The following is a 22,912-nucleotide window of genomic DNA, read 5'->3' as shown; positions in this document are numbered from 1 at the left end:
GCTACTTAGGCTCTCCTGTAAATTTATCTGGCGATTTTTTGTATTGTTCTTTCGCTTTTTGATAGGATTTAAAGGTTTTTTCTACTTGCTTTAATACTAACTGACTTACTTTGGCGGGTAAGGCTTGATAATCTGGACTCATTTTTAAGGCATGATGTAACTCAGTCATTGTTAAAAATGGTTGATGTGAAAAGAAAACTTGACGGTTTAAATAAACAGCACAATTATAGAGATTCTTCGATAAAAATCCTAATTTATCAATTACTGAATAATTTTTGTGATTAAATTTAATTAGATGTTTTTGAACTAATTTTATCATTCTCCTCAAGGCATTTAATTAAACATTCTGTCTTTCTATTTCGTCGTCTTAATGAGTATAATCGAGCGCAAAATGAGGTAATTATGCTCACGAAGTCTTGCATTAAATCGTCTTTTCTTTCTTCTGCTAGATTAACGACCTCTATATCTCTATTTGTTTGAGTTAAAAGAACTTTCAGATAATTAAACCCTACTCTGCTTAAACGATCTTTGTGTTCTACGACAATCAAATTATAATCAGTTTGTTCTAGAAGTTTTAATAATAGCTTTCGATGCTCATTGACTCCACTTCCTACTTCTTTAACTACTCGAACAATTTGATAGCCTTTCGCCATACAATAAGCTTCCAATCTTTTTGCCTGAGTCTCTAAGTTAGATTTATTTTCTGAACTAGAAACTCGCGCATAAATAGCTACTTTATTTTCACCGCAAGAACGGTCATCTTCAAAAATAATAATTGTTCCTGTAGGAAGACGTTCTCCTTGTAACTGCCCTCGATTCCACATTCTCCAAGCAGTGTCATAACTGATCCCTTTTTTCTTAGCATAATCTGATAGTTTCATGTGAACTGCAACGTAAACTTGTACTAACCGTATTAGCGGCTGTTTGCAGTCATTTGCATATATTTTTTTACAAAACTTTACAATACCTGAATCTAGAGATTGCTTTCTAACGATCCCTCTAGACCACGAAACGAAGTTAATATCTTCAAGAAGATATTATCAGCGAGATCGCAGCGGTTAACGAGAGATGAATCGCTCCCTTGATACTAAATCCAGTTATTAAAAACTGATTATTTATTCTCCGTTTTGCCCTTTGCATGAGTAGAAAACGGGTTTCTCGGAGAAACCCGTTTTCTGTGTGTTCCTCAACGGATTTAATATGAGATAGAGATTGATTAAAAAAGTTGGGCTAATTTCTCGGACTCAAAGGTAAATCAAAGACAATTTTTGATTTTTACAAGGGGTAGTTCAGTTTAATCGGGCAGATCAAAAAGAACCCCCGTCATATAACGTTCTGCCCATTCCCAACCGAAGGCTTTTTCTAGTACACGCCGAGTTTTATCGTTTTTTTGCTGTTGACTACAATAATCCCGTTGTCCCTGTAAATAAATACGCGCTTCTTCCCCAGAAAGAGGCTGACTTTCCTTAGCACATTTGCAGTGAATTGTCAAGAAATCTGTTACTCTTTGTAAAAATTGTCGTTCCTCGGCGGCGGTTTCGGGACGAATAAACAGACAATATTGGGAGAAAATATGACCCCAAGGCGGTAAATCACGAGCTTGGGCGAAATCGGCCCCAGGTAAAGCCGCTAAAGCTTGATTATAGGCACTAGGGAGAGTTTTATCGTTACTGGTGGGAGAAAGATCCACAATAGCGGCACTGATTCCCGCTTTGCCAGAGACTATATCACATCCGAACATCGGTAGCGGATATTCTGGACGGGGGAACATGACACAGTGAAGGATATCCAAACCATTGCCCAGTTTAGCCAATTCTAGGTGCATTTTGCGGAACTGGGGAGTTTGATAGCAGCGATTCTCGATAATTAATTTTTCCCCTTCTAAACGTCCCTCCACATAGCCTAAACCTTCTGGTAACTCAAAGGGCGACAAATCAAGATAATTTTCCCAGTGGGACAGAATTGCCGTGGCTAATTGTCCAATCAGGGGATGAAGTAACGGTAAAATTTCAGGGTTGGTAACGGCTATCATAGGTCAGTTATCAGTAATCAGTTATCAGTTATCAGTTATCGTCTCCCTATCTCCCTATTTTCCTATCTCCTGACATCTAAAATCCACTTTACCCCATGGAGCGATCGAGATTAGAACTGGGAAACATAAAATTAACTTTTTGATCCTTCTCCCAATTTACCCTATGGTTAGCAGTGCCACTCGTCCAAGACCTTCCTTAAAAACCCTCTGGCAAAAGATAGAATCTTCTCCCTTGCCAGAAACCGAGGAATCGATTATTTTAAGAATTCTGGTGCAAGCTTTAGTAATCGTCGGTATTATCGCCACCGATGTGGCTACTGATAGTTATACCAGTATTTGGGCCGTTCCTCTCAGTATTATCGGCGGAATCTGGAGTTGGCGACGCAGGAAAAAGCGCAATATCGGGGCAAAATTTTGTATAGCGATCGGAATGTTAGTGGTGTTGGCGCTATTCTTGGGTGATATCGTTGCGATGCAGGATAGTCGCATTGCCCTAACACAATTATTAATTCAACTGCAAATTCTCCATAGTTTTGACCTGCCCCGACGCAAAGATTTAGGGTATTCTATGGTAATCGGTTTAATTCTCTTGGGAGTCGCCGGGACAATCTCCCAAACCCTCGCTTTTGCGCCTTGGTTAATCCTCTTTCTGCTTTTATCCCTACCTACCCTAGTTTTAGACTATCGTTCTCGTTTAGGTTTAGATAATCTCAATCAGAGTCTCCCTTTCTTCTCAAGGAAATCCCCGCATCTAGCCACAAAAAAATTAGTTTCCCTGCAAAATTCTCCCCTTTCTCCCAAACGTTTTGGGATTTTCTTCCTGACAATTCTCCTCTTGGGATTGACAATTTTTGCTCTGATGCCGCGTTTTCCTGGTTATCAAATTCAATCTTTTCCCGTCAATAGTCCAGCAGGTATGGAAAATCAGGATTTTGAACAGGGAGACAGACAAATCGTTAACCCCGGCTATGTGCGCGAGGGTGAAACGGGGAATGGTGGCGTAAATGGCGGTAATAGTCCCACTACAGGGTCAGGACAGTTAGATTCTACCTTTTATTACGGTTTTAACAGCCAAATTAACCAAAATTTGCGGGGAAGTATGACTCCCCAGACAGTCATGCGGGTACGTTCTCAAGCCACCGGATTCTGGCGCGCCATGGCGTTTGATCGCTATACTGGTCAAGGGTGGCAAATCTCGCGAGATCAGGAAGTAGAGGATTTAAATCGCAGTAGTTGGTCCTATCGCTTTTTTGTGCCGCTACCCGCAACCCAGGCCAAAACCCGTCAGGTAGTCCAAACTTACAGCATTGTCTCCAGTTTACCGAATATTATCCCTGCTCTTACTTCGCCCCAGTTTCTCTTTTTTCCCACTCGACAGGTATCTTTAGACCGAGAAAATAGCTTAAGGTCGCCGGGAGGATTAGCAGAAGGGCTAACTTATACTGTAATCTCACAAGTGCCGGAACGCAATCGCAGCCAACTGCGATCGGCATCAGAAAACTATCCTAAGTCTATTCTCAAGCATTATTTACAAATTCCTGCCGAAATTGCCCCGAAAGTCCGCCGAAAAACCGAGGAATTGCTGGCCAAATCTCCCAAACCTTTAACCTCTCCCTACGAGAAGGCCCTATATTTAGCCCAAGCATTGAAGCAAAACTACGAATTAAAAACCGATTTGCCCTTTTTAGCCGAAAATGAGGATTTAGTCTCGGCCTTTTTGTTTCGTTTTCAGGGGGGTTACGCCGATCATTTTTCCACCGTGTTAACGATTATGTTACGCTCGATCGGTATTCCTGCCCGATTAGCCACCGGTTTTGCCCCTGGCCAGTTTAATCCTTTTACTGGCTTTTATGTTGTCCAAAATACGGACGCTTACGCCATCACAGAGGTGTTTTTCCCCGGTTACGGTTGGTACACTTTCGATCCTATCCCAGGCCACGAATTAATTCCCCCATCCTTTGAGGAAGCGGAACCTTTTAGCGTCCTCAAGCAATTTTGGCAATGGGTGGCCGGATGGTTGCCCTCTCCAGTAACGGGTTTTCTCGGTCTGATTTGGGAAAATGTTATCGTTACTATCGGTCAGTTATTGGCCTGGTTATGGCGCTTTATTTCCGGCAGTCTGTTGGGGGGAATTCTCGGTGGTTTATTGGGGGTCTTCTTCGCTTACGCTGGTTGGTTAGGATGGGGACAGTTCCATCGTTGGCGTCGGGGTCGCCGGTTAGCAAAACTACCACCAATCGAGCGTTTATACCAGCAAATGTTAGGAATCTTAACAGAAGCCGGTTATGGTAAACATCCCGCTCAAACTCCTTTAGAATACGCCACCGCCGCCCGCAGCGTCCAACCGCCCCCAGTGGCGAATATTATCGAGGAGATTGCTCGCGCCTACGTTGATTGGCGTTATGGCGGGAAATCGGCTAATATCGAGAGATTACGCCAACGTTTTCGAGAATTTGTCAAGTTGGTGAAAAAGTGAGCTTGAGCCTATAGTTAGGGTTTGCGGCAAAAAGTTTTTCAGCAAATCCTAAATAATTAGGGTCTGCTGAAAAAGTACGGGCGAAGCATTCGGATAGAAAATCTACGGTTTCACCGATAGGTTATTGTCCGAATGCTTCGCCCCTACAGGACGCGGGCCGATGAAGACCCAAGGTTTTGAAGCACGATTCTCTCAAAATCTTGCACTTGTGAGAGCAAAACAGAACCCTAAAATCCTTACCTCGTCTATATTTCACATTTATTCAGCAAATCCTAAATAATTAGTCTTTAATAACTGGATTTAGTATTACTTGGCGATCCTTTGATAAATGGCGATCGCATTGCGCTAATCCGATGGCTTCGACTAAAATAAATATGCTAGGATTGGGGTAATTTATCTGGATCAAGTTATTCCCTAGCCTAAATAAATACTCATTCCTCCACTGACAAGATATCATCATGGATCTACCAGCCTTTGATCATAACCTTCATCAGTCCGATACTACCCACACTTTACATACTCATGCGGATTCGTCGCTGGATTTGCACGACCACCAAGATTTGTTAAGCGACCCTAATTTGGGAGTTCACCACGATCCCTTTGTCCCATCTAATATCAGCATTTATGAGCCTCATCATATCCATAATGCTTTTGAGCATCAGGGTTTAGCAGATTATCAACCCCATCACGCTAATGGTTTATTAGACCATCAATATTCTCAAGTTGATCATCCTTCTCATTTTGCTCAAGGTTTTGAGAACCAGCACTTAGCAGATTATCACCCTCATCATGCTAACAGTTTCCCAGACCATCAATATTCCCACGCAGATCATACTTCCCATTGGGATCATCTTTCACAGCGATCTGGTTCTGAGACGGCTTCTGAGTTATTAAGTAAAGCCAATGAACTAGAGAAAAAAGCTAACGATAGTTTAAGTAGTTCTCAGAGTCACAGTAAAGAAGCCGATTGGCATCGTGAGCATAAAAACCAGTCAGATGCCTCTAGTCATGGGAAAGAAGCCCAAAATGCGATGGCTGAATCTGAGAAATATCAGGCGGAAGCTCAAAAGTTAAGAGAACAGTCTAAAAAAGTCTAAGTTTCAGCCTTGAAAAATCTCGTATTTGCTCAAAAGTAATTATCATTAACTTATTGTGGAGAATTTTAAAATATGCCCTTAGATAAGATAGCTGCTGATGCCTTAATTTATGCCGGTGGTGCAGCTTTTAGTGCGCTGGTATCGAGTGGAAACAATGCTTGGTCAGCATCAGAAAATCGTAAATCTTCTGAAAGTATCAGTCGGCTAAATCGGGATTCTTCCGAAGAAATTGCTCGATTAAGTAGAAAGCATTCCGCAGAATTGCAATATAATCAATTAAAATTTTCCGTATTGCAACAAAGAGAAAATCAAGAATTTCAAAGAGAATTAGCTGAACTTAACCACGAAAGAGCGAAGGAAATTGAGGCTTTTCGGGCGCAGGTTAACTTTGCGATTAATCAAAAAAATCTGGATTTTCAAAAATGGCGTTTTGAGCAGGAAAAGAAGATTCAGTATGATATTTTGCAGTTACAGCAAGATTTTCAGCGTGATTTGACCCAAATTCAGCATCAAAATGCTTTAATACAAATGCGGGAAAGGCTTAGGGAAGATAAATCGCCTATCGCCAATTTAGCATCTGATTTACTGGAAAATTCTTTCGCTCATGGCATAATGCCTTTAAAAGTGCTACTTGCACCCCCTAGCTTAGATTACGATCCCAGTTCAGGCAAACCCTATCAAGCTAGTTATGAAGGGTTTTTGTCTAAGGAAATTGAGCAATTTCTTCATCAGGGTTATTTGAATAGTAAGCAATATCCTGTCCAGTTATTAGATAAAGCTTGGGAATCCAATAAGCGGGGCGGTGGGTCGGCTTTGCAAGCGCTTCATGCACAATTAAAAAGTATTCCTATTTTAGTTTTAGAGTCTGAAATTCCCTTGGGGGAACTCAATTTTCGTGCGGGTTATTGGTCGGGGGGCGATGTTTCTTACACGCAGGCGACGATTTTATCGGGTCAGTCTGTTGCTGATTTACTGAATAATTCAGCGAAAAAAAGGGCTTTGGAGTGGGAAATCACTCGCCAGAAGTTACAATCTCTGGGTAAGGATGAAGCTTATATTAAAAATATGGGCGGAGTGAACGAGGAGAATTTACAAATTTTCTACAAGGAGTTAGCTGAAAAAGAAGAGTTAGAAAAGCATGGCATTGATACTTCTAACTTGCCGATTGGCAAAGAGTATAAAATCACCGACCAAGACTACAAGAGTTTTTATAGCTATCTAGCAGTATGGCACTGTTTAGTTATTGGACTTTATGCGGATATTCTCTTTCTGGGAAATTCTTGGGAAAATACGCCTTTGTTACCGAGCTTGATTCCCTATTTGTTGGAAAAGTACAAGAATCATTCTTTTTTAACGTCGGAGTTTTGGCAGATGGGAATTTCAACCGTTGTCAAAGCTTACGGGCAGTTTTACGATACTTTAAAATCGGATGCTCCCTCTTGTTTGCCTGAAATTCGCATGAAGTTGGCGTTATCTTTGGCTAATTTACCAAGTCAGTATCAGTATTTGGCTTTAGAGCAAGGTAATAAGGCTTTTTCTGATTGGTTACGAGCTAATGATGCGCCTTCGGACAAGGTTTTTGATCTCGACAATGACGCTGATTGTCAGCTTTTGAAACGGATTATTTATCAAGAGGATCAGCCGTTTTTAGAGTCTTTGAAGTTGTTATTAGAGAAGGTTAAGGATGCGGACGGGATTGATGGGAGCCAAAGTGCGGGGATTAATAGTCTTTTGGCAGGTTGGCAATTATTAAATCGTTTTGGTAATATTCCCCACTTACCCGCAATGGAAGTAGTAAGTGAACGGATGATTGTAGAGGAAAAACTCAAACATGAGGAAAAGACGATTACTCCTATCGCAGACTTTACTAAATTAGATTATTTGTTGTCTCAACAAGCGTGGAAACAAGCAGAAGAAGAAACTCTTGCAATGATGTTTAAAATCATGAATAAGAGTAGGCGAAGTGATTATCTAGGTGAGCGAGACTTCCTGAATTTTCCTCATATTGAGTTAGAAATAATTGACCGATTATGGAGAAAATATAGCGGTGGAAAATTTGGATTTTCAGTACAGAAAAAAATCTGGATAGACTGTGGAGGAGAAGCCTATTGCGTCGATGATCAGACCGGCTTGTCTGGCGGCTATGACGCTGATACTTTTCTTAAATTTGGAGAAAAATTAGGTTGGAGACACGAAATTCATGGAAAATCTTGGTATTTTGATCTAACTAATAATCTTATAGAAGCACCACAGGGACACAGGCCATGTCTAAAAATCCACCCCCCATATCGCTCCACAATAATGGGATCACCTTCTGACGGTATTTGTTGGACGGGTTTGCTATCTCTTTACTCCTCCTTAAATTATGAGGAACAAGAATAATAGCTTTCTCTCATTAATAAGACATGGGTATTTTGAGAGTTCACAGAATGATTGTTGTTCCTTAGTAGGTTTTCGTGTTGTTTGTGTGCCATAGAATTTATCATGGCTTCCATGCTTGCGAGTTAATCCGCAAGCGCCGAATCGAAGCTCGACGGGCCGAGATTGCCGCTAATGCTCAGGAGGTGTTTAAGGCTTGCTGAAAAAGTACGGGCGAAGCATTCGGATAGAAAATCTCCGGTTTCACCGATAGGTTATTGCCCGAATGCTTCGCCCCTACAGGACGCGGGCCGATGAAGACCCAAGGTTTTGAAGCACGATTCTCTCAAAATCTTGCACCTGTTTCACGAGAAAAGCCACAAAACCCTGACCTTGCCTACATTTCACATTTATTCAGCAAACCCTATTTAAGGCGGTAGAAATGGGAAGCGCTAAACAGGGAACCTTTGAAGAATTGAAATCTTATTTATTAGCGAATGATGATGAATGATTTTAGCGACGGATAGCAAATTTAAGAAAAGCTTTCCCTGACAAAAAATAACTTTTTTCGGCGGCTTAACCTAACGAAAGTCCACGATTTAACGATGTCTTAACGCTACTCATAATGTGTCCACATCCGCAGGATTTTTTAAATGACTAGAATTAAGCTTCTTAGGGTCTTTCTGCGCCTGTTTGGTGTAAACCAATTTCCACCTCACCATTCTAGCTCCTCAGCACATTCTTCAACCGGCGTTGCCAGTCCCTCCCGAATTGATTCTCGCATCCCCGGAATTGAGAGGAGATATAACGTTTCTTGTACCGATTTCCAATCCCCTTCAGATAGCAAAACTGCATTACCATCGCATCCCTCAATAATAATGGGTTCGTGGGAAACAGTTACTGAATCAATCAAATCCTGCAACTTTTGTTGAGCCTCATTAACCGGGATCATAACCCCTCCTAATTGTTTTCTACCAGTGCCGAAAGAAAATCCTCCGATAATCCTAGCGCCAATTACCCAAACCTGACTCCATTCGTAACTATCTCGGTGCTTACCCTAACGGCACTGGTAAGGCGATATTCTGACTTCATTCCAAACGACAAGTTTAAACAAATCTAAGCACTTTCCTCACTAGATAATCGTCCTTCAATCGGTTCGTATTCATCTTCCAAGAGCCAGAGTTGAGCCTCTTCATAATCTGGAAACGCCTTGACGAGACGGTACTTTTCAGCAGGATCAAAAACATAACACCCCCTCGCCTTATCGATCAACACTAGCAGGATATAGGGAGGGGACTGCATGGAATCCACCCAAACTTCTAGGAAGCGCCAATTATCCTTCACTAGGTCGGGTTCGAGGAATTGCGTGATATTCGTTGTTTGCATTAATCTTAACCTCGCCGTAGAATAAAGAAGACTTTAAACCATCTGGGCTAATTCGACAACCAATCGCTTCGGCAAAGAATAGCCCATAGCGCTCATAGTTTCGAACATTGCCCGTGTATTCGCCCCTTTCCATGATAGCCTGAATAACTCGTAGCATTGTATCTTCATCTTTAAACACATGAATAGCTCGTCCTCGTAACAGTAATCTCCGTGATTGTGGAGTATTCGGTAAATGTTTAGAAATATGCTTAGTGTCAAGAAAAATCTCGCGATTAATTCCGCTCATAATGGTTAGACTTCGGCGTTTCTAATAATTGCTGGAATCGGCAGGCCGTCTTCCGCTAAAGCCGCAATATAACCGGCAATCGCCTCTTTTATATTAATCAAGGCTTCTTCTTTCGTTTTTCCCTGACTAACACAGCCTTTGAGACTTGGACACTCCACAATCCAATAGCCATCTTCGTCTCGATATACAATGACTTGCCTCATTTTCCCACTCGCTTTTTAAGAAGTGTTAATAATTACCCCTAATCATAGCAAACAACTCAACCAAATTTATTTACCGTTCCCACATTAGCCTTACCCCCAACGTCATCTCTATATTTAGTCCAGGCGCTGAAGAATACTTACACTAGCGGTGCTGGTTTTTCGCAACCAAAGTAAATTACATATCTTAAATTGAGAGTAACTAAACTTGACAATCAGTTTAACAATGCGCTAGAGTAACTGAGACTTCTAAACTGTAACGCTAGCTGAAGGGAGGCTATTAATTTCGACTAAATTTCTTTACTACTAACTAAACTAAGAAAATATAATTATGACAAACTATCAAACAGAAATCCGAATCAAAGTCCCTTTAGATGTTGCTGAAACTTATTGGAATGCAACTGAGGAAGAACGCCAAAAAATAGAAGAAAAAATCGCTTTTTATCTTCAATCTTCAACTTTGTCAAGACAAGAATCACTAAATCAATTATATAAAACAATGGATACTATTGGACAAAAAGCACAAGAGAGAGGATTAACTCCTGATATTTTAGAATCTCTCTTAAATGAAGATGAATAGACGATTTGTTCTGGATACTAATATTATTATAAGTTCCGTTTTATCCCCCAACAGTAAACCTAATACTGCTTTGAAAAAAGCCCAACAATTAGGAATTATTATCGTATCCCCTGCTACTTGGCAAGAACTAGAAACCGTCTTATTTCGCCCCAAATTTGACCGCTATATTACCCTTGAAGAACGTCAACAATTTTTATTGGATTTATCTCAAACTGTTGAATTTATCTTAAAAATGGACTTTATGACAGATATTTGTCGAGATCCTAAAGATAATAAATATTTGGAATTAGCCGTTAATGGTCAAGCAGAATCGATCATTACAGGAGATCGAGATTTGCTTATTTTACATCCTTTTTTGTCTATTAATATTGTTACAGTTAATGATTTTTTATTCAACAAGTAAATTAATTATAAATCCTCCTAATTGTTTTCTAGCAGCGCCGAAAGAAAATCCTCCGATAATCTTAGCGCCAATTACCCAAACCTGACTCCATTCGTAACTATCTCGGCGCTTACCCTAACGGCACTGGTAAGGCGATATTCTGACTTTATTCCAAACGACAAGTTTAAGCAAATCTAAGCGCTTTCCTCACTAGATAATCGTCCTTCAATCGGTTCGTATTCATCTTCCAAGAGCCAGAGTTGAGCCTCTTCATAATCTGGAAACGCCTTGAGGAGACGATACTTTTCAGCAGGATCAAAAACATAACACCCCCTCGCCTTATCGATCAACACTAGCAGGATATAGGGAGGGGACTGCATGGAATCCACCCAAACTTCTAGGAAGCGCCAATTATCCTTAACTAGGTCGGGTTGGTTGGCGATCGCCTTTTTAACAAAAAACCTAATCTCTTTATACTACATCTTGAAGTGCGGAATGTGGGTTTAATAAGTACAATACTTGTATTCTTTCTTTTCCTAAACCAGTTTTTCTTGTCGAAGCAGTTCCCTTAGTTATGCTTTACTTTCAGATATTTCTATCTTATAAACTCCTGTCATATTTTTCCTTTAACTCTACTAATATGATATGCTACCCTATCTGTAGTCAGATTTTGGAGAATTGGTATAAAAATCTGAATTGATTTCAAGTTGATAATTTAAGCGCATCTTATGATAGTCTAAATATTTTCTTAAAGATGGTAGTAGAAAAGAGCGATCGAGAATGATTAAGGATAAAAATCAGCAAACCTATAGAGACCCTAGTATTGTCGGTTATTATGCCCAATTAACCGCGCTACAGCCAGCAGAAAAGACAATTTTAACCCTGCTCCAAGAGCGTTTATCGACGATGAAAATGCTTGATTTAGGGGTAGGTGCGGGACGGACTACGAAGTATTTTGCCCCTCTTGTGGGAGAATATATCGGTGTTGATTATTCTGCGGAAATGATCGCCGCTTGTCGTCAAAAATTTCCCCATTTAGTCTGGCAAGTGGCCGATGCTAGAAATCTAGAACAATTTGCGGACAATTATTTTGATTTTATTCTCTTTAGTTTTAATGGCATTGATTATATTTCCCATGCTGACCGTTTCCTGGTTTTAGAGGAAATTAGCCGCATCGGTAAAGCGGGTGGTTATTTTTGCTTTTCTAGTCATAATCTTCAGGGAATTATCTCAGAATTTGATTGGAAAAAAAAGATTAGTTTAAATCCTTTTAGTAGCTATGTCAATTTAGTCATCTGGGCGATTTTGCGTGCCTGCAATCCCTCTCTTAACTATGAACAGTTATTAACTGCTGACTATGCAATTATTCGGGATGAACCCCATAATTTTCGCCTCGAAAATTATTACGCTACCCCCAAAGAACAATTAAGACAGTTAGGGTCTTACTTTCAAGAGATTAAAATTTATTCTTGGAAAACCGGTCAGGAAATTAAGAGCGAACAAGAGTTAAATACTAATCTTGATCATTGGCTTTATTATCTCTGCGTTATTCCCCCAGGGTAAGAGCATCTCAATTAGGCTTGACAAAAGGCTTTCAGCACAGCCATCATATAATTATTATCCATGGCCGCCCGTTTACTTTTTTGTGCCAGACTACGTCGGTAAGTGGATTCCTGGTTAAGAGCGTTAAGTGCCACTCGTCTCAAGAAGGCTCCCATTACGAGGGCTGTGGCCTGAGCGAATCCGACATTTATAGCGGTTCTCGCATCTGTGCGGCACACTTAAACCTTTGCTGATTAAGCTGTTCAGGATCGGGAATGTACCTCTTGTGAATCAGAAACGCTATATCTTCATTAAAAGTAACATCTAAAATCCAATGAGCCTGATTTTCAATGCCCCAATGTTTACGAATAGCATTACCTATTTTTTGAGCATCAGCAGGGAGAGAACTGAGATAGAATTGGACTTCACAAGTGGTTTTATTCCAAAGATGACGAACTCGTTTAACCATGATAATACTTTGAAGTCCTTGCCATTGAGTCTGTTGATAAAGACCGCCGAAAGCTTCTAAGGGTACAGCCCAACACCAACGTTTTTCGAGACGATGATGACCCTTTTCCAGGTAGTGATTCGGTAGTAGTGGTAAGCCATCTTGCTTATCTGGACTGAGTCGTGTAGAATATTTACTAATAAAAATAATTGCTTGATAAATGTTGGGGATTTGGTTTTTATGATTGCTATTTTTGGCTCTTCGGTAACTGTTATGCAAATAATTAACTTAAAATAAAATTCGATGAGAGAGCCTACGCCCAAAAATAGCTGAAACCCATACAGGAAAAGGTTTAAGGCACAAACTGGTTAATACAAAAAGATAGACAATCGAGTTAAGATTTGATATAATAGCCAAAAACCAGAGTATTTTACTTATGATACTTGACAAATTTTTGAACCTAGAAGGAACCTCTATTCAAGGCTATCTACACCTAGAAAATATCGGTATAGTTTGACCAGTCGAATCGAAAAATAAAAAAGCAGTCTGTCCTCGTTGTGGGTTAGAGAGCGATAAACTCCACCAAAATCATCGACATTTAGTCAAAGATTTACCGCTCTCAGGTCAACCAGTGTACCTACAAGTTAATCGTCGTCAATTTAAGTGCGGTAATTGTCAGAAACCCTTTAGCGAAGAGTTAGATTTTGTCGGCAAGAAACGAACCTATACGAAAAGACTAGCCGAGAATATACTCGAACAATTAAAATCAGGAGATATTTTAAATGTTAGCCGAAGAAATGACGTAACGGAAGAAGAGATTCAAAGAATGATAGAGGACATAGCTGAAGAAATTACAGAGACAGACCTATCGAAATTAAAAAGACTAGGAATTGATGAAATCGCTCTAGTCAAAGGACAAAAAAATTACTGTGTGGTTTTAGTAAATTTAGATACGGGAAAACTAATAGCTATTCTAGAGAAGCGAACACAAGAGGAGTTGAGGGAAACGCTTACAGGGTGGGGAAAAGAGGTATTAGAGCAAATTGAAGAAGTCAGCATAGACCTTTGGTTGCCCTATAAAAATTTGGTGAAAGAATTGATGCCATCGGCCGAGGTAGTCGCCGATAGATTCCATGTAATGAAACAAATTAATCAAGAGTTAGACGAACAAAGAAAAGCAGAAAAAAGAGCCGTAGAAGCGCAGAAAAATAAAAAACAGAAAGCGGAAAAAGAAGCGAAGCTAGAAGTTTTAAAGCGAAGTAAATATAGCTTGTTAAAAAATGAAAAAGATTTAACGGAAACCCAAAAAATTAAACTAGAAGCTATCAAAGAAAATTTTCCAAATTTGAAAAAGATGCAGGAATTAAAGGAAGAATTTAGAAAGATTTATGAAACCTCAGAGAATCCGACAGAGGGAATGCTATCCATCTCGGAATGGTTGGCAAAATCCTCCAGTGTTTTTACTAAGAGTTGTCAAACAATCCGAAACTGGTTTGGAGAAATAATTAGTTATTTCGAGCAAAGGACAACAAATGGGGTGGTCGAGGGAATCAACAATAAACTTAAACTAATAAAACGGAGAGCCTATGGCTTTAGAAACTTTCGGAATTTTTGGGTTAGAAGTATGTTATCTTGGCATCTTGTCTGTTGATTTAGCATAAAGGGTAACGAAGAGCCCTATTTTTATCAATATCTTCTCTTGGATAATTAAACTTTGGTTAAATTACGATGAAGATTTAGAACATTGTCTTCTGACAAAAGATTCACAAACTTCAACATCTTGTTGTCCTAAATGTGGTTCTTATCATACCATCAAAAATGGTTCTACACATAATGGCAAGCCGAAACGTCAGTGTAAAGATTGCGGTCAACCGTTTGTGATCAATCCCACTAATAAAACCGTCTCTGACGAAACCAAACAATTAATTGATAAACTCCTGCTCGAACGAATTTCCTTACGAGGAATTGCTAGAGTAACAGGGGTAAGTTGGTCATGGTTACAAAATTATGTCAACGTCTCGACTTCGCGGTTCGGCTGAGCTCACCGTCGAAGCCTCGACGTTGACCCGTTCGGCTGAGCTCACGGCCGAAGCCTGAGCGAAGCCGAAGGGTCAACAATAAACTGGCGGCTGTTCCCCGTCAAATAAAGGTTTCGGACAAACCAAAAGGTAAATTGGTTATAGAATGTGATGAAATGTTGACCCTGAGAGAAGCCGAAGGGTGGTCTTTTGTTTTTTCTAAGACGATAAAAGTCTATATTTGGCTGGCAATTGATAGAAATCAGCAATTCTCATTTTGAAATAAATAGAGCATTAACCCCGATTTTGGCAGGGAAAATATAGTACGAAGCAACTATTTTCTAGAAGAGGCGAACAATAAAAAAAACAATTGGCTAGACAAATTAAGTATAAATACTCAAGCAATCAAAGAGGTTGGCTGAGAACGAACAGGGTTAAATCAGGAAGATAGTGGGAGCATCTCACTTATGCAATAAGTATTAATACTTATAACCGTCAAAAACTAGAAAATCTTCAACTTGATCACAAAGAGAAATGAGATTATAATGGTTATAACTTACAATTCAGAATAGCTCTCGATGGGAGGAATAATGGTTCTTCCGAACTTACCATGTAAAATCAACTAGCAAAATGCCAATTTAATAAACATCTAAGACTAAAGTTTTTAAAGTTTCTAAATCCATAGCCTCTCCTTTTAATCACCTTCAGTTTATTGTTAATTCCTTCCACTGTTCCCTGGGTTGTTCGGTTATCAAAATAGGCAGTTATTTCGTCAATCTACCGCCGAATTGTCTGGCAGCTTTTAGGAAAGTAAGCCATCGCCTTTTTTATCCAATCGCTCAAGGCAAATAATCCCTCATTCCCCTCCGTATTTTTCTCAAATACTTCTCTAAATTCGGTTCTTCCGAACTTACAATGTAGAAAATTCCCCAAGCTCCCTCTCTGTCCAGCAATGCTCTAAAGTTGATAAATATCAATCTAACAAAAACTCAAAGCTTTACTATACAAGCTTTACAAGCATAAGTTGTTAGTAGTTTTACATGACAGGTTCGGTAGAGCCCTAAATTCCTCTTTTAATTTGTGCATTTCCCCAAGTTTTGGAGACACTTTATATACTTCTTCCAATTTTTTCTTTTCTTTCTCTACTAAGTCTCCTTCATTCTTTAATAAGGCATATTTGCTCTTGGCTATTCCTGCTAAGATATTTTCTTTATTTTTCTTATTTTTTATCTTGGTTGCCTCTCTTTTTACCTCCTTTCTGGCTTCATCTAGCTCGTTATTTACTTGTTTCATTACATGGAATCTATCTCCTACTATTTGAGCTTGAGGCATTAGTTTTTCTGCCACATTTTTATACCCTATCCACAGGTCTATACTTACTTCCTCTATTTGGCTCAAAACCTCTTCTCCCCACTGTTTCAGATATTCTGTTAATGCTTCTTCTGTTCTTTTTTCCACTAAACCTACAATTTTTCCTGTGTCTATATTTACTAACACAGCATAGTAATTTCCTTTTCCCTTTATCATGGCTATTTCATCTATTCCTAGTTTTTTTAGACCTTGAGGTTTTGCGGTTATTAAGTCTTCTCCTAAGTCTTTGAGCATCGTTTCTATTTCTTGTTCGCTTACCCCATTTCTTTCTGCCGTATTTTTGAGATCACTATTCAGGACTTCGGCCACTATTTTTTTTCTAAATCTGTCTGTGTAGGTTCTTTTCTTCGGCAAATAATTTAGTTCTTCTGTGAATTTTTTCCCACATTTCTCGCATCTCATCTGACGACGATTGATTCTCAGATATAATGCCTGTTCTCCAAAGGGTAAATCTCGGATTGTTAATTCATTGTTTTGATGAACTTTTTCCGTTTTACTTCCACAATGAATGCACTGGCTTTCTCTTGACATATTTTCTAAATGTAAAACAATTCCTATATCGGTAATAATTTGATAATTGGTAACGACAACTCCTTCTAGGTGAAGTAGGTCGGTCATTAACTTTAATTGTGGATTTGATGGCATAAGTATAGCTTGTGTCTAAAATTGCTGGTCTTGGCTGTCTATATTTTAACCAATAAATTGCTGTATTGCAAGCATAGTCAGCTTTTAAAGATAAATTATTGTTTTATTGGTCAGCAATAATTGTCTGTTTTTTCTTTAATTTTACATGACAAGTTCGGAAGAGCCTGAATAATTCAATGTTATCAGAAAATGAAAAAAGAATTAAAGAGTTATGTCAAGAGTTAGGGCAATGTCTCTATGAGCAATCCCAAATTAAGAAATTTAATAACTTGGGAGAGATAGAGGAGACTGTTAGAGATTTAATGATTCATTATGTTAACCCAGAAATCGGTATTTTTTTGTCAAAACAAGCACAGAAGAAACCGCCGGTCGGACGAGAAAAGTGAAAAGCATTTTGGGGGAATTACCAATTACAGAAAAACAAGCGAAGAAGTTAGAAGTAAAGCCTCGGACTCAGATGAGTCCAATGTTAGAGAAGAACTGTTTGCTATTAAGTGGCGATGAATCCTACGAGAAATCGGCGCAGAAAATCAAATCATTGACAGGGATTGCTGTTTCTCACAGTACCCAACAACGCCTCGTACATCGCTATGCTTTTGAAGAATTACCGTCTAACCCAGAAGTGGAAGTGGAAGAAATGAGCCTAGATGGCGGTAAGGTACGACTAAGAACTGCCAAGGGAAAAGCCTTAATTTGGCGTGATTATAAAGCAGTGAGTTTTCATCAACTGGGGGTAGCGGCTTTTTTTCAAGATAACTCAGCTTTATTAGATTTGGTTAATTCTCAAGTTTTGGCCAAGCCTTTAATTTGTTTAGGAGATGGACATGATGGTATCTGGAATTTATTTCGTGAGATCGGAGAGAAACAGGAAAGAATTGAAATATTGGATTGGTATCATTTAATCGAAAACCTCTATAAAGTTGGCGGGTCATTCCAGCGAATTGAGGAGGTAAAATGTTTTCTATGGAAGGGGGACGTGGACGCCGCTATCTCTTGTTGTGAAGGATGGTCAGAGCCGCAAGTTGAGAATTTTATTACTTATTTGAACAAGCATAAACATCGAATTGTCAATTATGGTTATTTGCAGGCAGAGGGCATTTCTATCGGCTCTGGCTCTGTTGAATCAAAAATTAAACAAATTGCTCATCGTCTCAAAATTACTGGTGCAAGTTGGGAATCTGGTAATGTACCGCAAGTCCTTCGTCATCGCTGTGCTTATCTAAATGGTTGCCTTTTTTAACTTTTTTATTGATCTCATTAAGCATTTCTACTTATTGCAAAGGTGAGATGCTCCCTTATCATCGGTTGGATTGACGCAAGGAAACCCAACTATAGATTCAAGGAAACCCCACAAAAAGCCATGAGAAGCGATCGCCTATTCAGACAGATTTAGGTGTTGGCTGTTGGGTTTCCCTTTCCCCTAAAATTGATTCGCTCAACCCAAGAAAAAGGACTAGACCTCTGTTGTATTCATCGTATTTTATTAGCGGTAAGCTTGACTGCGATGTTCAATGAGTAAGACAATAACTTGAGATTGACTATCATCAACGATATAAATAACCCGATAGTCTCCGACTCGGAAGCGATACTTCCCAGCAAATTCTCCCTTTAATGCTTTAATTTGAGGGTGATTTTTGGGCGTTTCTTGAAGAATCTTTAAACACTTAGCAATCTTCTTTCTCAAGACTGAATCAGCTTCAGAATAAACTTTATTAGCTTTAGCTGTTAAACAGACTTTATAAATCATCTAAGTTTTTCCAATCAATGAGGCGACCTGATTGTAAATCCATTTCAGCTTCTTTTAATTTTTCTATGATATTGGGAATTTCTCTAATTTCTTGGGTTGCTTGCTCACTCTCTTTATCTGATAAATAAGCAGCAAATTCTAGAATAGTCTTTAAATTTTCTAATGATAAGGTTTGGAGATATTGTTGAATTTTTTGCTGCATTAAATCAATCTGTGCTAATGTTTCAGAATCTAAAAAATCTTCTGAGGTCGAGAGATTTACTTGAACGTCAGTAATAGTCATAGTCTGATAAATTGCTCCTTTTAAGTTGATTATATATATCTTAGCGAATTTTTTAAGTTAGGGCTTGCTACCTTGTAATCTAATCTGGGAATTGATGACACTCGGCGATTCGCGTCTGGAGAGGTAATGTTTCTCCCTCTACATTTATAGTACCCCAGGAGAGTCCTCCCACAGAATCAATACCACTGGCTACTTGATAACTGAAATGTTGGGTTTCGCTTTCCCTGAGAATTGAGAGGTTTTCTTTAACCCATTGATTCGCTCAACCCAACCGACGGACTCAACCCAACAAAAAGGTCTAGACCGCGCCTAATTCCCGTAGGAATTCCATAACCGCTTCATATAACGCCGCGTTTCCTTGCTGGCGGGACAGTTCGGCGGCTTGTCGGAAATCTCTGATCGCTTTTTCCCTTTCTTTTCGAGAGTAATAAAGAATCCCCCTATTGCTGTAAGCCTCGGCGTATCGGGGATTAATGTTGAGCGCCTGATTGTAATCGGACAGGGCGAGGTCGGGTTTCCCCTGTTGGTGGTAAAGAACCCCCCGATTCAGGTAAGCCATTGCGTATCGGGGATTAATGTTGATTGCCTGATTGTAATCGGACAGGGCGAGGTCTGGTTTCCCCTGTTCTTTGTAAAGAACCCCCCGATTGTTGTAAGCCTCGGCGTATTGAGGATTAATGTTGAGCGCTTTGGTAAATTCAGCGAGGGCGAGATCGTATTTTTCCTGTTGGATGTAGTCAACTCCCCGGTTATAGTGGCCGATCGCGTCTTGATTGTTCCCTTGAGCGATCCGGGTTTCGGCTGGTTGTCGGCTCTCTAGCGCCATGACGGGGCGAACAGTCGCGAGGGTGGAAAGGCTGATTAGGCTAACGGTGGTAAGAAGGGCAAAGGATTTCATGGCTAGTTCCTCGGTGGGGATGGTTTTAAATTCTACTTAGGGTTAGCTGAAAAAGTTTTTCCTGGGGGCAGGGTGTGGGCTTCGGCCGTGAGACTTCGGACGTTCGGCGAGCTCAGTCGAACGCTCAGCCGAACGGGTATAGGGTTTTACTCATTTTCAGTGGCTCAATTACCTAATTTTCAGGGAAAAAGTGCCTAAATCTCCCCCCCGATCACTCCAGGGCGGGCAGTTTTTGATTGCAAAAAAGCCTAAAAATATTATCCAACAAGGTTTTTAGATTTATTCAGCCGTCGGTTGGGCTTCGGCCGTGAGCTCAGCAGCAATTCTCATTTTGAAACGATTTTGCGTTGTTTCAGCGATCTAGAGATTCGTTAAGAATTATTAACCCCTCTAGGTGCAAGGGTTTTAATGTCATGAAACCTTAAAATGAGAATCGCTGCCCGCACATTCTTGACCATGCAGACTTACTGCTTTGTAATCTCGACCTTGACTCGGTTGTCCTTTGGGTGTTCTGATTCTGACTTTTCCCCCATCCACACTCAATGCTTCTACCGGACTCTTTGCTTCTGCTTCCTCAAATTTATATCTTTGTACAAGCCTCTGTTGACTACTGCCTGAAACTGCCATTCCTGTCGCCATTTTGAGAGCTTTTTCCGCATCTTCAAAAGAGACTTTAGCCACTGCTCCTAAGCAACATTTCTCCAGCATGGGACTTAATCGATTATTCTTGCTTAATCCTAGTTTATCGGCTTGTTTCTCGCTTATCTTGACTTTCCCTATGATACTGCTTACGCTTTTGGTTCACCCTGCTTGGGTTCCTGTTGCTGATTCAAAAAAAAATTGCCTATGGCAGGACCCAATGTAGTCAGCCAATGGTCTCGCAGGGCGGTTTCAATGCCCTCAAAGCTACGTAGTTGTTCTTCTGGGGTATTATCGACTAGAATTTGAGCAATGGCTTTTAAATGTTGATATAGTTGTTCTTTTTGGTCTGTATTCATGATTCTACCGTTTAATTGTTTCTCTTTATTTTGCCTTAGCTAACGTTTTTAGTCTCTAAGCATTTATACTTATTGCAAAATTGGGATGCTCCCAGATTCTTCCGACTCAACCGCTAATATTTGCGGTTGCATTGCCTCGCCAAAATGAGCTAAAATTTGAGCGTCAATGGCATCGGTTTTGGCTAATTTACCAGTGGCTTTAGCAAAGTCTCTTCCTTGACGGGGATTGATTAAGGCTACAGGTAAATCCGCTTCTTGTAATTGAATCACCAGTTCAGTTTCTAAACCTCCTGTCGCTTCCAGAACGATGAGGTTGACAGTGTAAGATTTTAGGGTCTCGACCAGTTTAGATATGTCCTCCTTTGTGTTAGCAACTTTCATCGCTTTACCCATCGGACGGAGGTAAACATCTAGGGTCGCTTTACTAATGTCAATGCCTACCCATTGAGAGATATTTTCCATGATTGAACCTAACTAAAGCAAGCAGAATTGATGGTTATTTTGGAGAGCATCCCCTTGATTTTACTCATCCTTGCCCGATACGGTCTCTTAGCTTAACAATTGATTGTTTTCGCCACGACCCCGGCGACTGTTCGAGTTTTGTCAGGGACATTATGGTGGTGACCCTTGCTACGAAGCGGTCTTTTCCGACCAAGGTTGGGACGGTCTACCACCTCTCTCAATATACAAGGTTGGGTTGAGCGAATCAATAGGTTAAAGAAAACCTCTCAATTTTAGGGGAAAGCGAAACCCAACAGTCAACACCTCAATCTGTCTGAATAAGCGATCGCTTCTCATGGCTTTTTGTGGGGTTTCCTTGGGTCTATAGTTGGGTTTCCTTACGTCAAACCAACCGACGATAATTAGAACTCTTGCAAATTAATTATATTTTGTAGTGATGGGTTAACTAATTTTCCCCGGCGTTGCTGAATTAAGGTATGATTAGGCAAAATGGCGAGCATTCAGAGGAAAATAACTTCTGTTATTTGAATAAGGAACTGGAACATCCTCAAATTTTAGGTAGTGAATTAGTAATCGAATTGAATGTCTGAGCATTTGTTCAGACTTAGAATAACAAAGAGTTTTTCGATGTAACCTGGCTAAATAATGTCTTAGTCTAGTATTTTCTCCCTCTACTCTGGTCATATAAGTTTTGCTAATAATCTGGTCTCCGTCGGGGATAAAATTAGGGTAAACTTTCCATCCATCTGTCACATAAAAATGACATTTCCACTGACCAACAACTTTCCATAAGTCCGCAAAAGTTTTAGCACTATGTTGCCGAAGGCACTCGCCTTGCGAGACCGCCTAAAACCCATCCTAAAATCCCTGTTTTAAAGTGATCTACCGCTGTCCATAACCAGATTTTGTTTTTTTTGAGCCGACAAATGTTTCTAATTCATCTAATTCTCCCACATCGGGAATTGTTTGTGGGTCATAATAATCCGGTAAAAGTTCGCCGACTTGTTTAACCCAATTCATAATTGTCGTATGATGAACGTTTTTAACCCTTTCAATGGCTCGAAAACCCAGACCATTAACATACATTTTCAGACATTCCCGTTTCATTTCTTCAAAAATAACCTCTCTGGGGTTCATAAACCTCTATAAATTGTCTTCCGCAGTTCACACAAATATAGTTCTGTTTTCCTTTTTTATGACCATTTTTATTGATATGATTGGATTGACATTCAGGACATTGCATAATTTCTGAGTTTGATAATGGGTATTTTTGGGTGATCGCCTTCCTCCTCAATCATACCCTAAATCAGCAACGCCACTAATTTTCCCAAAAAAATTAGTTGATCAGTACATTTGTCCTGAATAAAGACTTGAAGTTTAACTTTTAACTCAAAACTCTTTAGTTCTGCTTTAATTTGGTTATCAAAACCTCTTTATTTAAGCGGCACAAACTATCTCAATTTTTATAATTGAGAATAAATTATCCTTGACTTGATTAATCTTTAGGCAACTTTTAAGAAGCAGCTATACCTATCCCTAACTCACAGTTATAAATAGCCGCCAACAGGTTAACTCTTAAACTATATCTTCGACGACAATTCCGATATTTACAGGATAAGATTTTAAAGATTTTGAGTTTCCTATTTATATGTTCAATGATAATCCTTTCTTTGGCTAAAGCCTTATTATAGCAATTCTCTGAC

Annotated in this window: 22 protein-coding genes and 7 pseudogenes; 10 read left to right on the top strand and 19 right to left on the bottom strand. The window is 39.7% G+C overall.

Features of this window, described 5'->3' with window-relative positions:
- Position 1: 1 nt before the first annotated feature.
- The 4 genes and pseudogenes from ACE3JL_RS14610 to ACE3JL_RS14595 all read right to left on the bottom strand — a co-directional run bounded on the left by ACE3JL_RS14610 (position 2) and on the right by ACE3JL_RS14595 (position 2,032).
- On the bottom strand, positions 2–319 hold the full coding sequence (locus tag ACE3JL_RS14610; protein ID WP_375327789.1) for a transposase: 318 nt from the start codon (positions 317–319) through the stop codon (positions 2–4).
- Positions 288–881, bottom strand: coding sequence for an IS607 family transposase (locus ACE3JL_RS14605; RefSeq protein WP_375327788.1), 594 nt, complete (start codon positions 879–881; stop codon positions 288–290). Before ACE3JL_RS14605 ends, ACE3JL_RS14610 begins: the two co-directional genes overlap by 32 nt.
- A gap of 60 nt (positions 882–941) precedes the next feature.
- Positions 942–1,054 (bottom strand): annotated as a pseudogene (locus ACE3JL_RS14600) (RNA-guided endonuclease TnpB family protein); the annotation flags it as partial.
- Positions 1,055–1,294: 240 nt separating this feature from the next.
- Positions 1,295–2,032, bottom strand: a complete 738-nt coding sequence (locus ACE3JL_RS14595) for a phycocyanobilin:ferredoxin oxidoreductase (RefSeq protein ID WP_271990403.1) — start codon at positions 2,030–2,032, stop codon at positions 1,295–1,297.
- Positions 2,033–2,195: 163 nt separating this feature from the next.
- Here ACE3JL_RS14595 and ACE3JL_RS14590 point away from each other — a divergent pair, with 163 nt between their 5' ends.
- The 3 genes from ACE3JL_RS14590 to ACE3JL_RS14580 all read left to right on the top strand — a co-directional run bounded on the left by ACE3JL_RS14590 (position 2,196) and on the right by ACE3JL_RS14580 (position 7,987).
- Complete coding sequence (locus tag ACE3JL_RS14590) at positions 2,196–4,508, top strand: DUF3488 and DUF4129 domain-containing transglutaminase family protein (RefSeq protein ID WP_375327787.1); 2,313 nt, start codon at positions 2,196–2,198, stop codon at positions 4,506–4,508.
- 458 nt (positions 4,509–4,966) lie between these two features.
- On the top strand, positions 4,967–5,605 hold the full coding sequence (locus ACE3JL_RS14585; protein WP_375327786.1) for a hypothetical protein: 639 nt from the start codon (positions 4,967–4,969) through the stop codon (positions 5,603–5,605).
- A gap of 72 nt (positions 5,606–5,677) precedes the next feature.
- Positions 5,678–7,987, top strand: a complete 2,310-nt coding sequence (locus tag ACE3JL_RS14580) for a GUN4 domain-containing protein (protein WP_375327785.1) — start codon at positions 5,678–5,680, stop codon at positions 7,985–7,987.
- Between the two features lie 691 nt (positions 7,988–8,678).
- Here ACE3JL_RS14580 and ACE3JL_RS14575 read toward each other — a convergent pair.
- From ACE3JL_RS14575 to ACE3JL_RS14560, 4 genes are all read right to left on the bottom strand, one after another.
- Positions 8,679–8,915 carry a type II toxin-antitoxin system Phd/YefM family antitoxin gene (locus ACE3JL_RS14575; protein ID WP_002762994.1) on the bottom strand — a complete coding sequence of 79 codons (237 nt, stop codon included), beginning with the start codon at positions 8,913–8,915 and terminating at the stop codon, positions 8,679–8,681.
- Between the two features lie 164 nt (positions 8,916–9,079).
- Positions 9,080–9,349 carry a hypothetical protein gene (locus tag ACE3JL_RS14570; RefSeq protein ID WP_002736772.1) on the bottom strand — a complete coding sequence of 90 codons (270 nt, stop codon included), beginning with the start codon at positions 9,347–9,349 and terminating at the stop codon, positions 9,080–9,082.
- Positions 9,297–9,635 (bottom strand): DUF6972 family protein, encoded by a 339-nt coding sequence (locus tag ACE3JL_RS14565; protein ID WP_002762993.1) that lies wholly within the window; start codon positions 9,633–9,635, stop codon positions 9,297–9,299. The genes ACE3JL_RS14570 and ACE3JL_RS14565 overlap by 53 nt, the downstream gene beginning before the upstream one ends.
- Positions 9,636–9,640: 5 nt before the next feature.
- Positions 9,641–9,838 (bottom strand): type II toxin-antitoxin system HicB family antitoxin, encoded by a 198-nt coding sequence (locus ACE3JL_RS14560; RefSeq protein WP_002788008.1) that lies wholly within the window; start codon positions 9,836–9,838, stop codon positions 9,641–9,643.
- A gap of 328 nt (positions 9,839–10,166) precedes the next feature.
- Between ACE3JL_RS14560 and ACE3JL_RS14555 the strand changes: the two genes are divergently transcribed.
- Both ACE3JL_RS14555 and ACE3JL_RS14550 read left to right on the top strand, forming a co-directional pair.
- Positions 10,167–10,415: a hypothetical protein gene (locus ACE3JL_RS14555; RefSeq protein WP_375327784.1), complete on the top strand. Its 249-nt coding sequence runs from the start codon at positions 10,167–10,169 to the stop codon at positions 10,413–10,415.
- The gene (locus ACE3JL_RS14550) at positions 10,402–10,818 is read left to right on the top strand and encodes a putative toxin-antitoxin system toxin component, PIN family (RefSeq protein ID WP_271990380.1); all 417 of its coding nucleotides are present in this window, start codon (positions 10,402–10,404) and stop codon (positions 10,816–10,818) included. Before ACE3JL_RS14555 ends, ACE3JL_RS14550 begins: the two co-directional genes overlap by 14 nt.
- Before the next feature lie 173 nt (positions 10,819–10,991).
- Here the strand turns inward: ACE3JL_RS14550 and ACE3JL_RS14545 are convergent, their stop codons facing one another.
- On the bottom strand, positions 10,992–11,177 hold the full coding sequence (locus ACE3JL_RS14545) for a hypothetical protein (protein WP_375327783.1): 186 nt from the start codon (positions 11,175–11,177) through the stop codon (positions 10,992–10,994).
- Between ACE3JL_RS14545 and ACE3JL_RS14540 the strand changes: the two genes are divergently transcribed.
- Both ACE3JL_RS14540 and ACE3JL_RS14535 read left to right on the top strand, forming a co-directional pair.
- Positions 11,176–11,304: a hypothetical protein gene (locus tag ACE3JL_RS14540; RefSeq protein WP_272076764.1), complete on the top strand. Its 129-nt coding sequence runs from the start codon at positions 11,176–11,178 to the stop codon at positions 11,302–11,304. The two genes, ACE3JL_RS14545 and ACE3JL_RS14540, sit on opposite strands and share 2 nt — an antisense overlap.
- A gap of 273 nt (positions 11,305–11,577) precedes the next feature.
- A complete protein-coding gene (locus ACE3JL_RS14535; protein ID WP_271990376.1) occupies positions 11,578–12,360 on the top strand; it encodes a class I SAM-dependent methyltransferase in 783 nt (260 codons plus the stop codon).
- Positions 12,361–12,371: 11 nt separating this feature from the next.
- Here the strand turns inward: ACE3JL_RS14535 and ACE3JL_RS14530 are convergent.
- Positions 12,372–12,913 (bottom strand): annotated as a pseudogene (locus ACE3JL_RS14530) (ISAs1 family transposase); the annotation flags it as partial.
- Between the two features lie 310 nt (positions 12,914–13,223).
- On the opposite strand from ACE3JL_RS14530, the pseudogene ACE3JL_RS14525 reads away from it, so the two are divergent.
- Together ACE3JL_RS14525 and ACE3JL_RS14520 are read left to right on the top strand one after the other, a co-directional pair.
- Positions 13,224–14,438: pseudogene (locus tag ACE3JL_RS14525) on the top strand (ISL3 family transposase).
- A gap of 226 nt (positions 14,439–14,664) precedes the next feature.
- Positions 14,665–14,826, top strand: a complete 162-nt coding sequence (locus tag ACE3JL_RS14520; protein ID WP_375327782.1) for a hypothetical protein — start codon at positions 14,665–14,667, stop codon at positions 14,824–14,826.
- A gap of 597 nt (positions 14,827–15,423) precedes the next feature.
- On the opposite strand, the pseudogene ACE3JL_RS14515 reads toward ACE3JL_RS14520, so the two are convergent.
- Positions 15,424–15,713 (bottom strand): annotated as a pseudogene (locus tag ACE3JL_RS14515) (transposase); the annotation flags it as partial.
- A 103-nt stretch (positions 15,714–15,816) separates the two neighbouring features.
- A complete protein-coding gene (locus ACE3JL_RS14510) occupies positions 15,817–16,821 on the bottom strand; it encodes an ISL3 family transposase (protein ID WP_375327781.1) in 1,005 nt (334 codons plus the stop codon).
- Between the two features lie 176 nt (positions 16,822–16,997).
- Here ACE3JL_RS14510 and ACE3JL_RS14505 point away from each other — a divergent pair.
- Positions 16,998–18,061 (top strand): ISKra4 family transposase gene (locus ACE3JL_RS14505; RefSeq protein ID WP_375327681.1). Its coding sequence is split into 2 segments (ribosomal slippage): positions 16,998–17,154 and positions 17,154–18,061, totalling 1,065 coding nucleotides; the frame shifts between segments, so codons are not numbered across the junction.
- 243 nt (positions 18,062–18,304) lie between these two features.
- Here the strand turns inward: ACE3JL_RS14505 and ACE3JL_RS14500 are convergent.
- From ACE3JL_RS14500 to ACE3JL_RS14470, 7 genes and pseudogenes are all read right to left on the bottom strand, one after another.
- Complete coding sequence (locus tag ACE3JL_RS14500) at positions 18,305–18,568, bottom strand: type II toxin-antitoxin system RelE/ParE family toxin (protein WP_002733470.1); 264 nt, start codon at positions 18,566–18,568, stop codon at positions 18,305–18,307.
- A complete protein-coding gene (locus ACE3JL_RS14495) occupies positions 18,558–18,851 on the bottom strand; it encodes a hypothetical protein (protein WP_375327780.1) in 294 nt (97 codons plus the stop codon). The genes ACE3JL_RS14500 and ACE3JL_RS14495 overlap by 11 nt, the downstream gene beginning before the upstream one ends.
- A gap of 298 nt (positions 18,852–19,149) precedes the next feature.
- Positions 19,150–19,749: a tetratricopeptide repeat protein gene (locus tag ACE3JL_RS14490; RefSeq protein WP_375327779.1), complete on the bottom strand. Its 600-nt coding sequence runs from the start codon at positions 19,747–19,749 to the stop codon at positions 19,150–19,152.
- Between the two features lie 438 nt (positions 19,750–20,187).
- Positions 20,188–20,747: pseudogene (locus ACE3JL_RS14485) on the bottom strand (ISKra4 family transposase); the annotation flags it as partial.
- A gap of 69 nt (positions 20,748–20,816) precedes the next feature.
- Entirely contained in the window at positions 20,817–21,209 is a 393-nt protein-coding gene (locus tag ACE3JL_RS14480) for a transposase (protein ID WP_375327778.1), read from the bottom strand.
- Positions 21,210–21,689: 480 nt separating this feature from the next.
- Positions 21,690–22,452, bottom strand: a pseudogene (locus tag ACE3JL_RS14475) (IS1 family transposase).
- A gap of 270 nt (positions 22,453–22,722) precedes the next feature.
- Positions 22,723–22,908 (bottom strand): annotated as a pseudogene (locus tag ACE3JL_RS14470) (transposase family protein); the annotation flags it as partial.
- Between the last annotated feature and the right edge of the window lie 4 nt (positions 22,909–22,912).

Source organism: Microcystis sp. BLCC-F210, from assembly GCF_042134685.1.
Taxonomy (GTDB): Bacteria; Cyanobacteriota; Cyanobacteriia; order Cyanobacteriales; family Microcystaceae; genus Microcystis; species Microcystis aeruginosa_D.
Note: the sequence above shows the minus strand (reverse complement) of the source record. Positions and strands in the feature narration are given on the sequence as shown.

Coding starts and splice junctions, on each gene's coding strand:
- ACE3JL_RS14610 (WP_375327789.1), bottom strand. CDS start 319: ATGATAAAATTAGTTCAAAAACATCTAATTAAATTTAATCACAAAAAT.
- ACE3JL_RS14605 (WP_375327788.1), bottom strand. CDS start 881: ATGAAACTATCAGATTATGCTAAGAAAAAAGGGATCAGTTATGACACT.
- ACE3JL_RS14595 (WP_271990403.1), bottom strand. CDS start 2,032: ATGATAGCCGTTACCAACCCTGAAATTTTACCGTTACTTCATCCCCTG.
- ACE3JL_RS14590 (WP_375327787.1), top strand. CDS start 2,196: ATGGTTAGCAGTGCCACTCGTCCAAGACCTTCCTTAAAAACCCTCTGG.
- ACE3JL_RS14585 (WP_375327786.1), top strand. CDS start 4,967: ATGGATCTACCAGCCTTTGATCATAACCTTCATCAGTCCGATACTACC.
- ACE3JL_RS14580 (WP_375327785.1), top strand. CDS start 5,678: ATGCCCTTAGATAAGATAGCTGCTGATGCCTTAATTTATGCCGGTGGT.
- ACE3JL_RS14575 (WP_002762994.1), bottom strand. CDS start 8,915: ATGATCCCGGTTAATGAGGCTCAACAAAAGTTGCAGGATTTGATTGAT.
- ACE3JL_RS14570 (WP_002736772.1), bottom strand. CDS start 9,349: ATGCAAACAACGAATATCACGCAATTCCTCGAACCCGACCTAGTGAAG.
- ACE3JL_RS14565 (WP_002762993.1), bottom strand. CDS start 9,635: ATGAGCGGAATTAATCGCGAGATTTTTCTTGACACTAAGCATATTTCT.
- ACE3JL_RS14560 (WP_002788008.1), bottom strand. CDS start 9,838: ATGAGGCAAGTCATTGTATATCGAGACGAAGATGGCTATTGGATTGTG.
- ACE3JL_RS14555 (WP_375327784.1), top strand. CDS start 10,167: ATGACAAACTATCAAACAGAAATCCGAATCAAAGTCCCTTTAGATGTT.
- ACE3JL_RS14550 (WP_271990380.1), top strand. CDS start 10,402: ATGAAGATGAATAGACGATTTGTTCTGGATACTAATATTATTATAAGT.
- ACE3JL_RS14540 (WP_272076764.1), top strand. CDS start 11,176: ATGGAATCCACCCAAACTTCTAGGAAGCGCCAATTATCCTTAACTAGG.
- ACE3JL_RS14545 (WP_375327783.1), bottom strand. CDS start 11,177: ATGCAGTCCCCTCCCTATATCCTGCTAGTGTTGATCGATAAGGCGAGG.
- ACE3JL_RS14535 (WP_271990376.1), top strand. CDS start 11,578: ATGATTAAGGATAAAAATCAGCAAACCTATAGAGACCCTAGTATTGTC.
- ACE3JL_RS14510 (WP_375327781.1), bottom strand. CDS start 16,821: ATGCCATCAAATCCACAATTAAAGTTAATGACCGACCTACTTCACCTA.
- ACE3JL_RS14500 (WP_002733470.1), bottom strand. CDS start 18,568: ATGATTTATAAAGTCTGTTTAACAGCTAAAGCTAATAAAGTTTATTCT.
- ACE3JL_RS14495 (WP_375327780.1), bottom strand. CDS start 18,851: ATGACTATTACTGACGTTCAAGTAAATCTCTCGACCTCAGAAGATTTT.
- ACE3JL_RS14490 (WP_375327779.1), bottom strand. CDS start 19,749: ATGAAATCCTTTGCCCTTCTTACCACCGTTAGCCTAATCAGCCTTTCC.
- ACE3JL_RS14480 (WP_375327778.1), bottom strand. CDS start 21,209: ATGGAAAATATCTCTCAATGGGTAGGCATTGACATTAGTAAAGCGACC.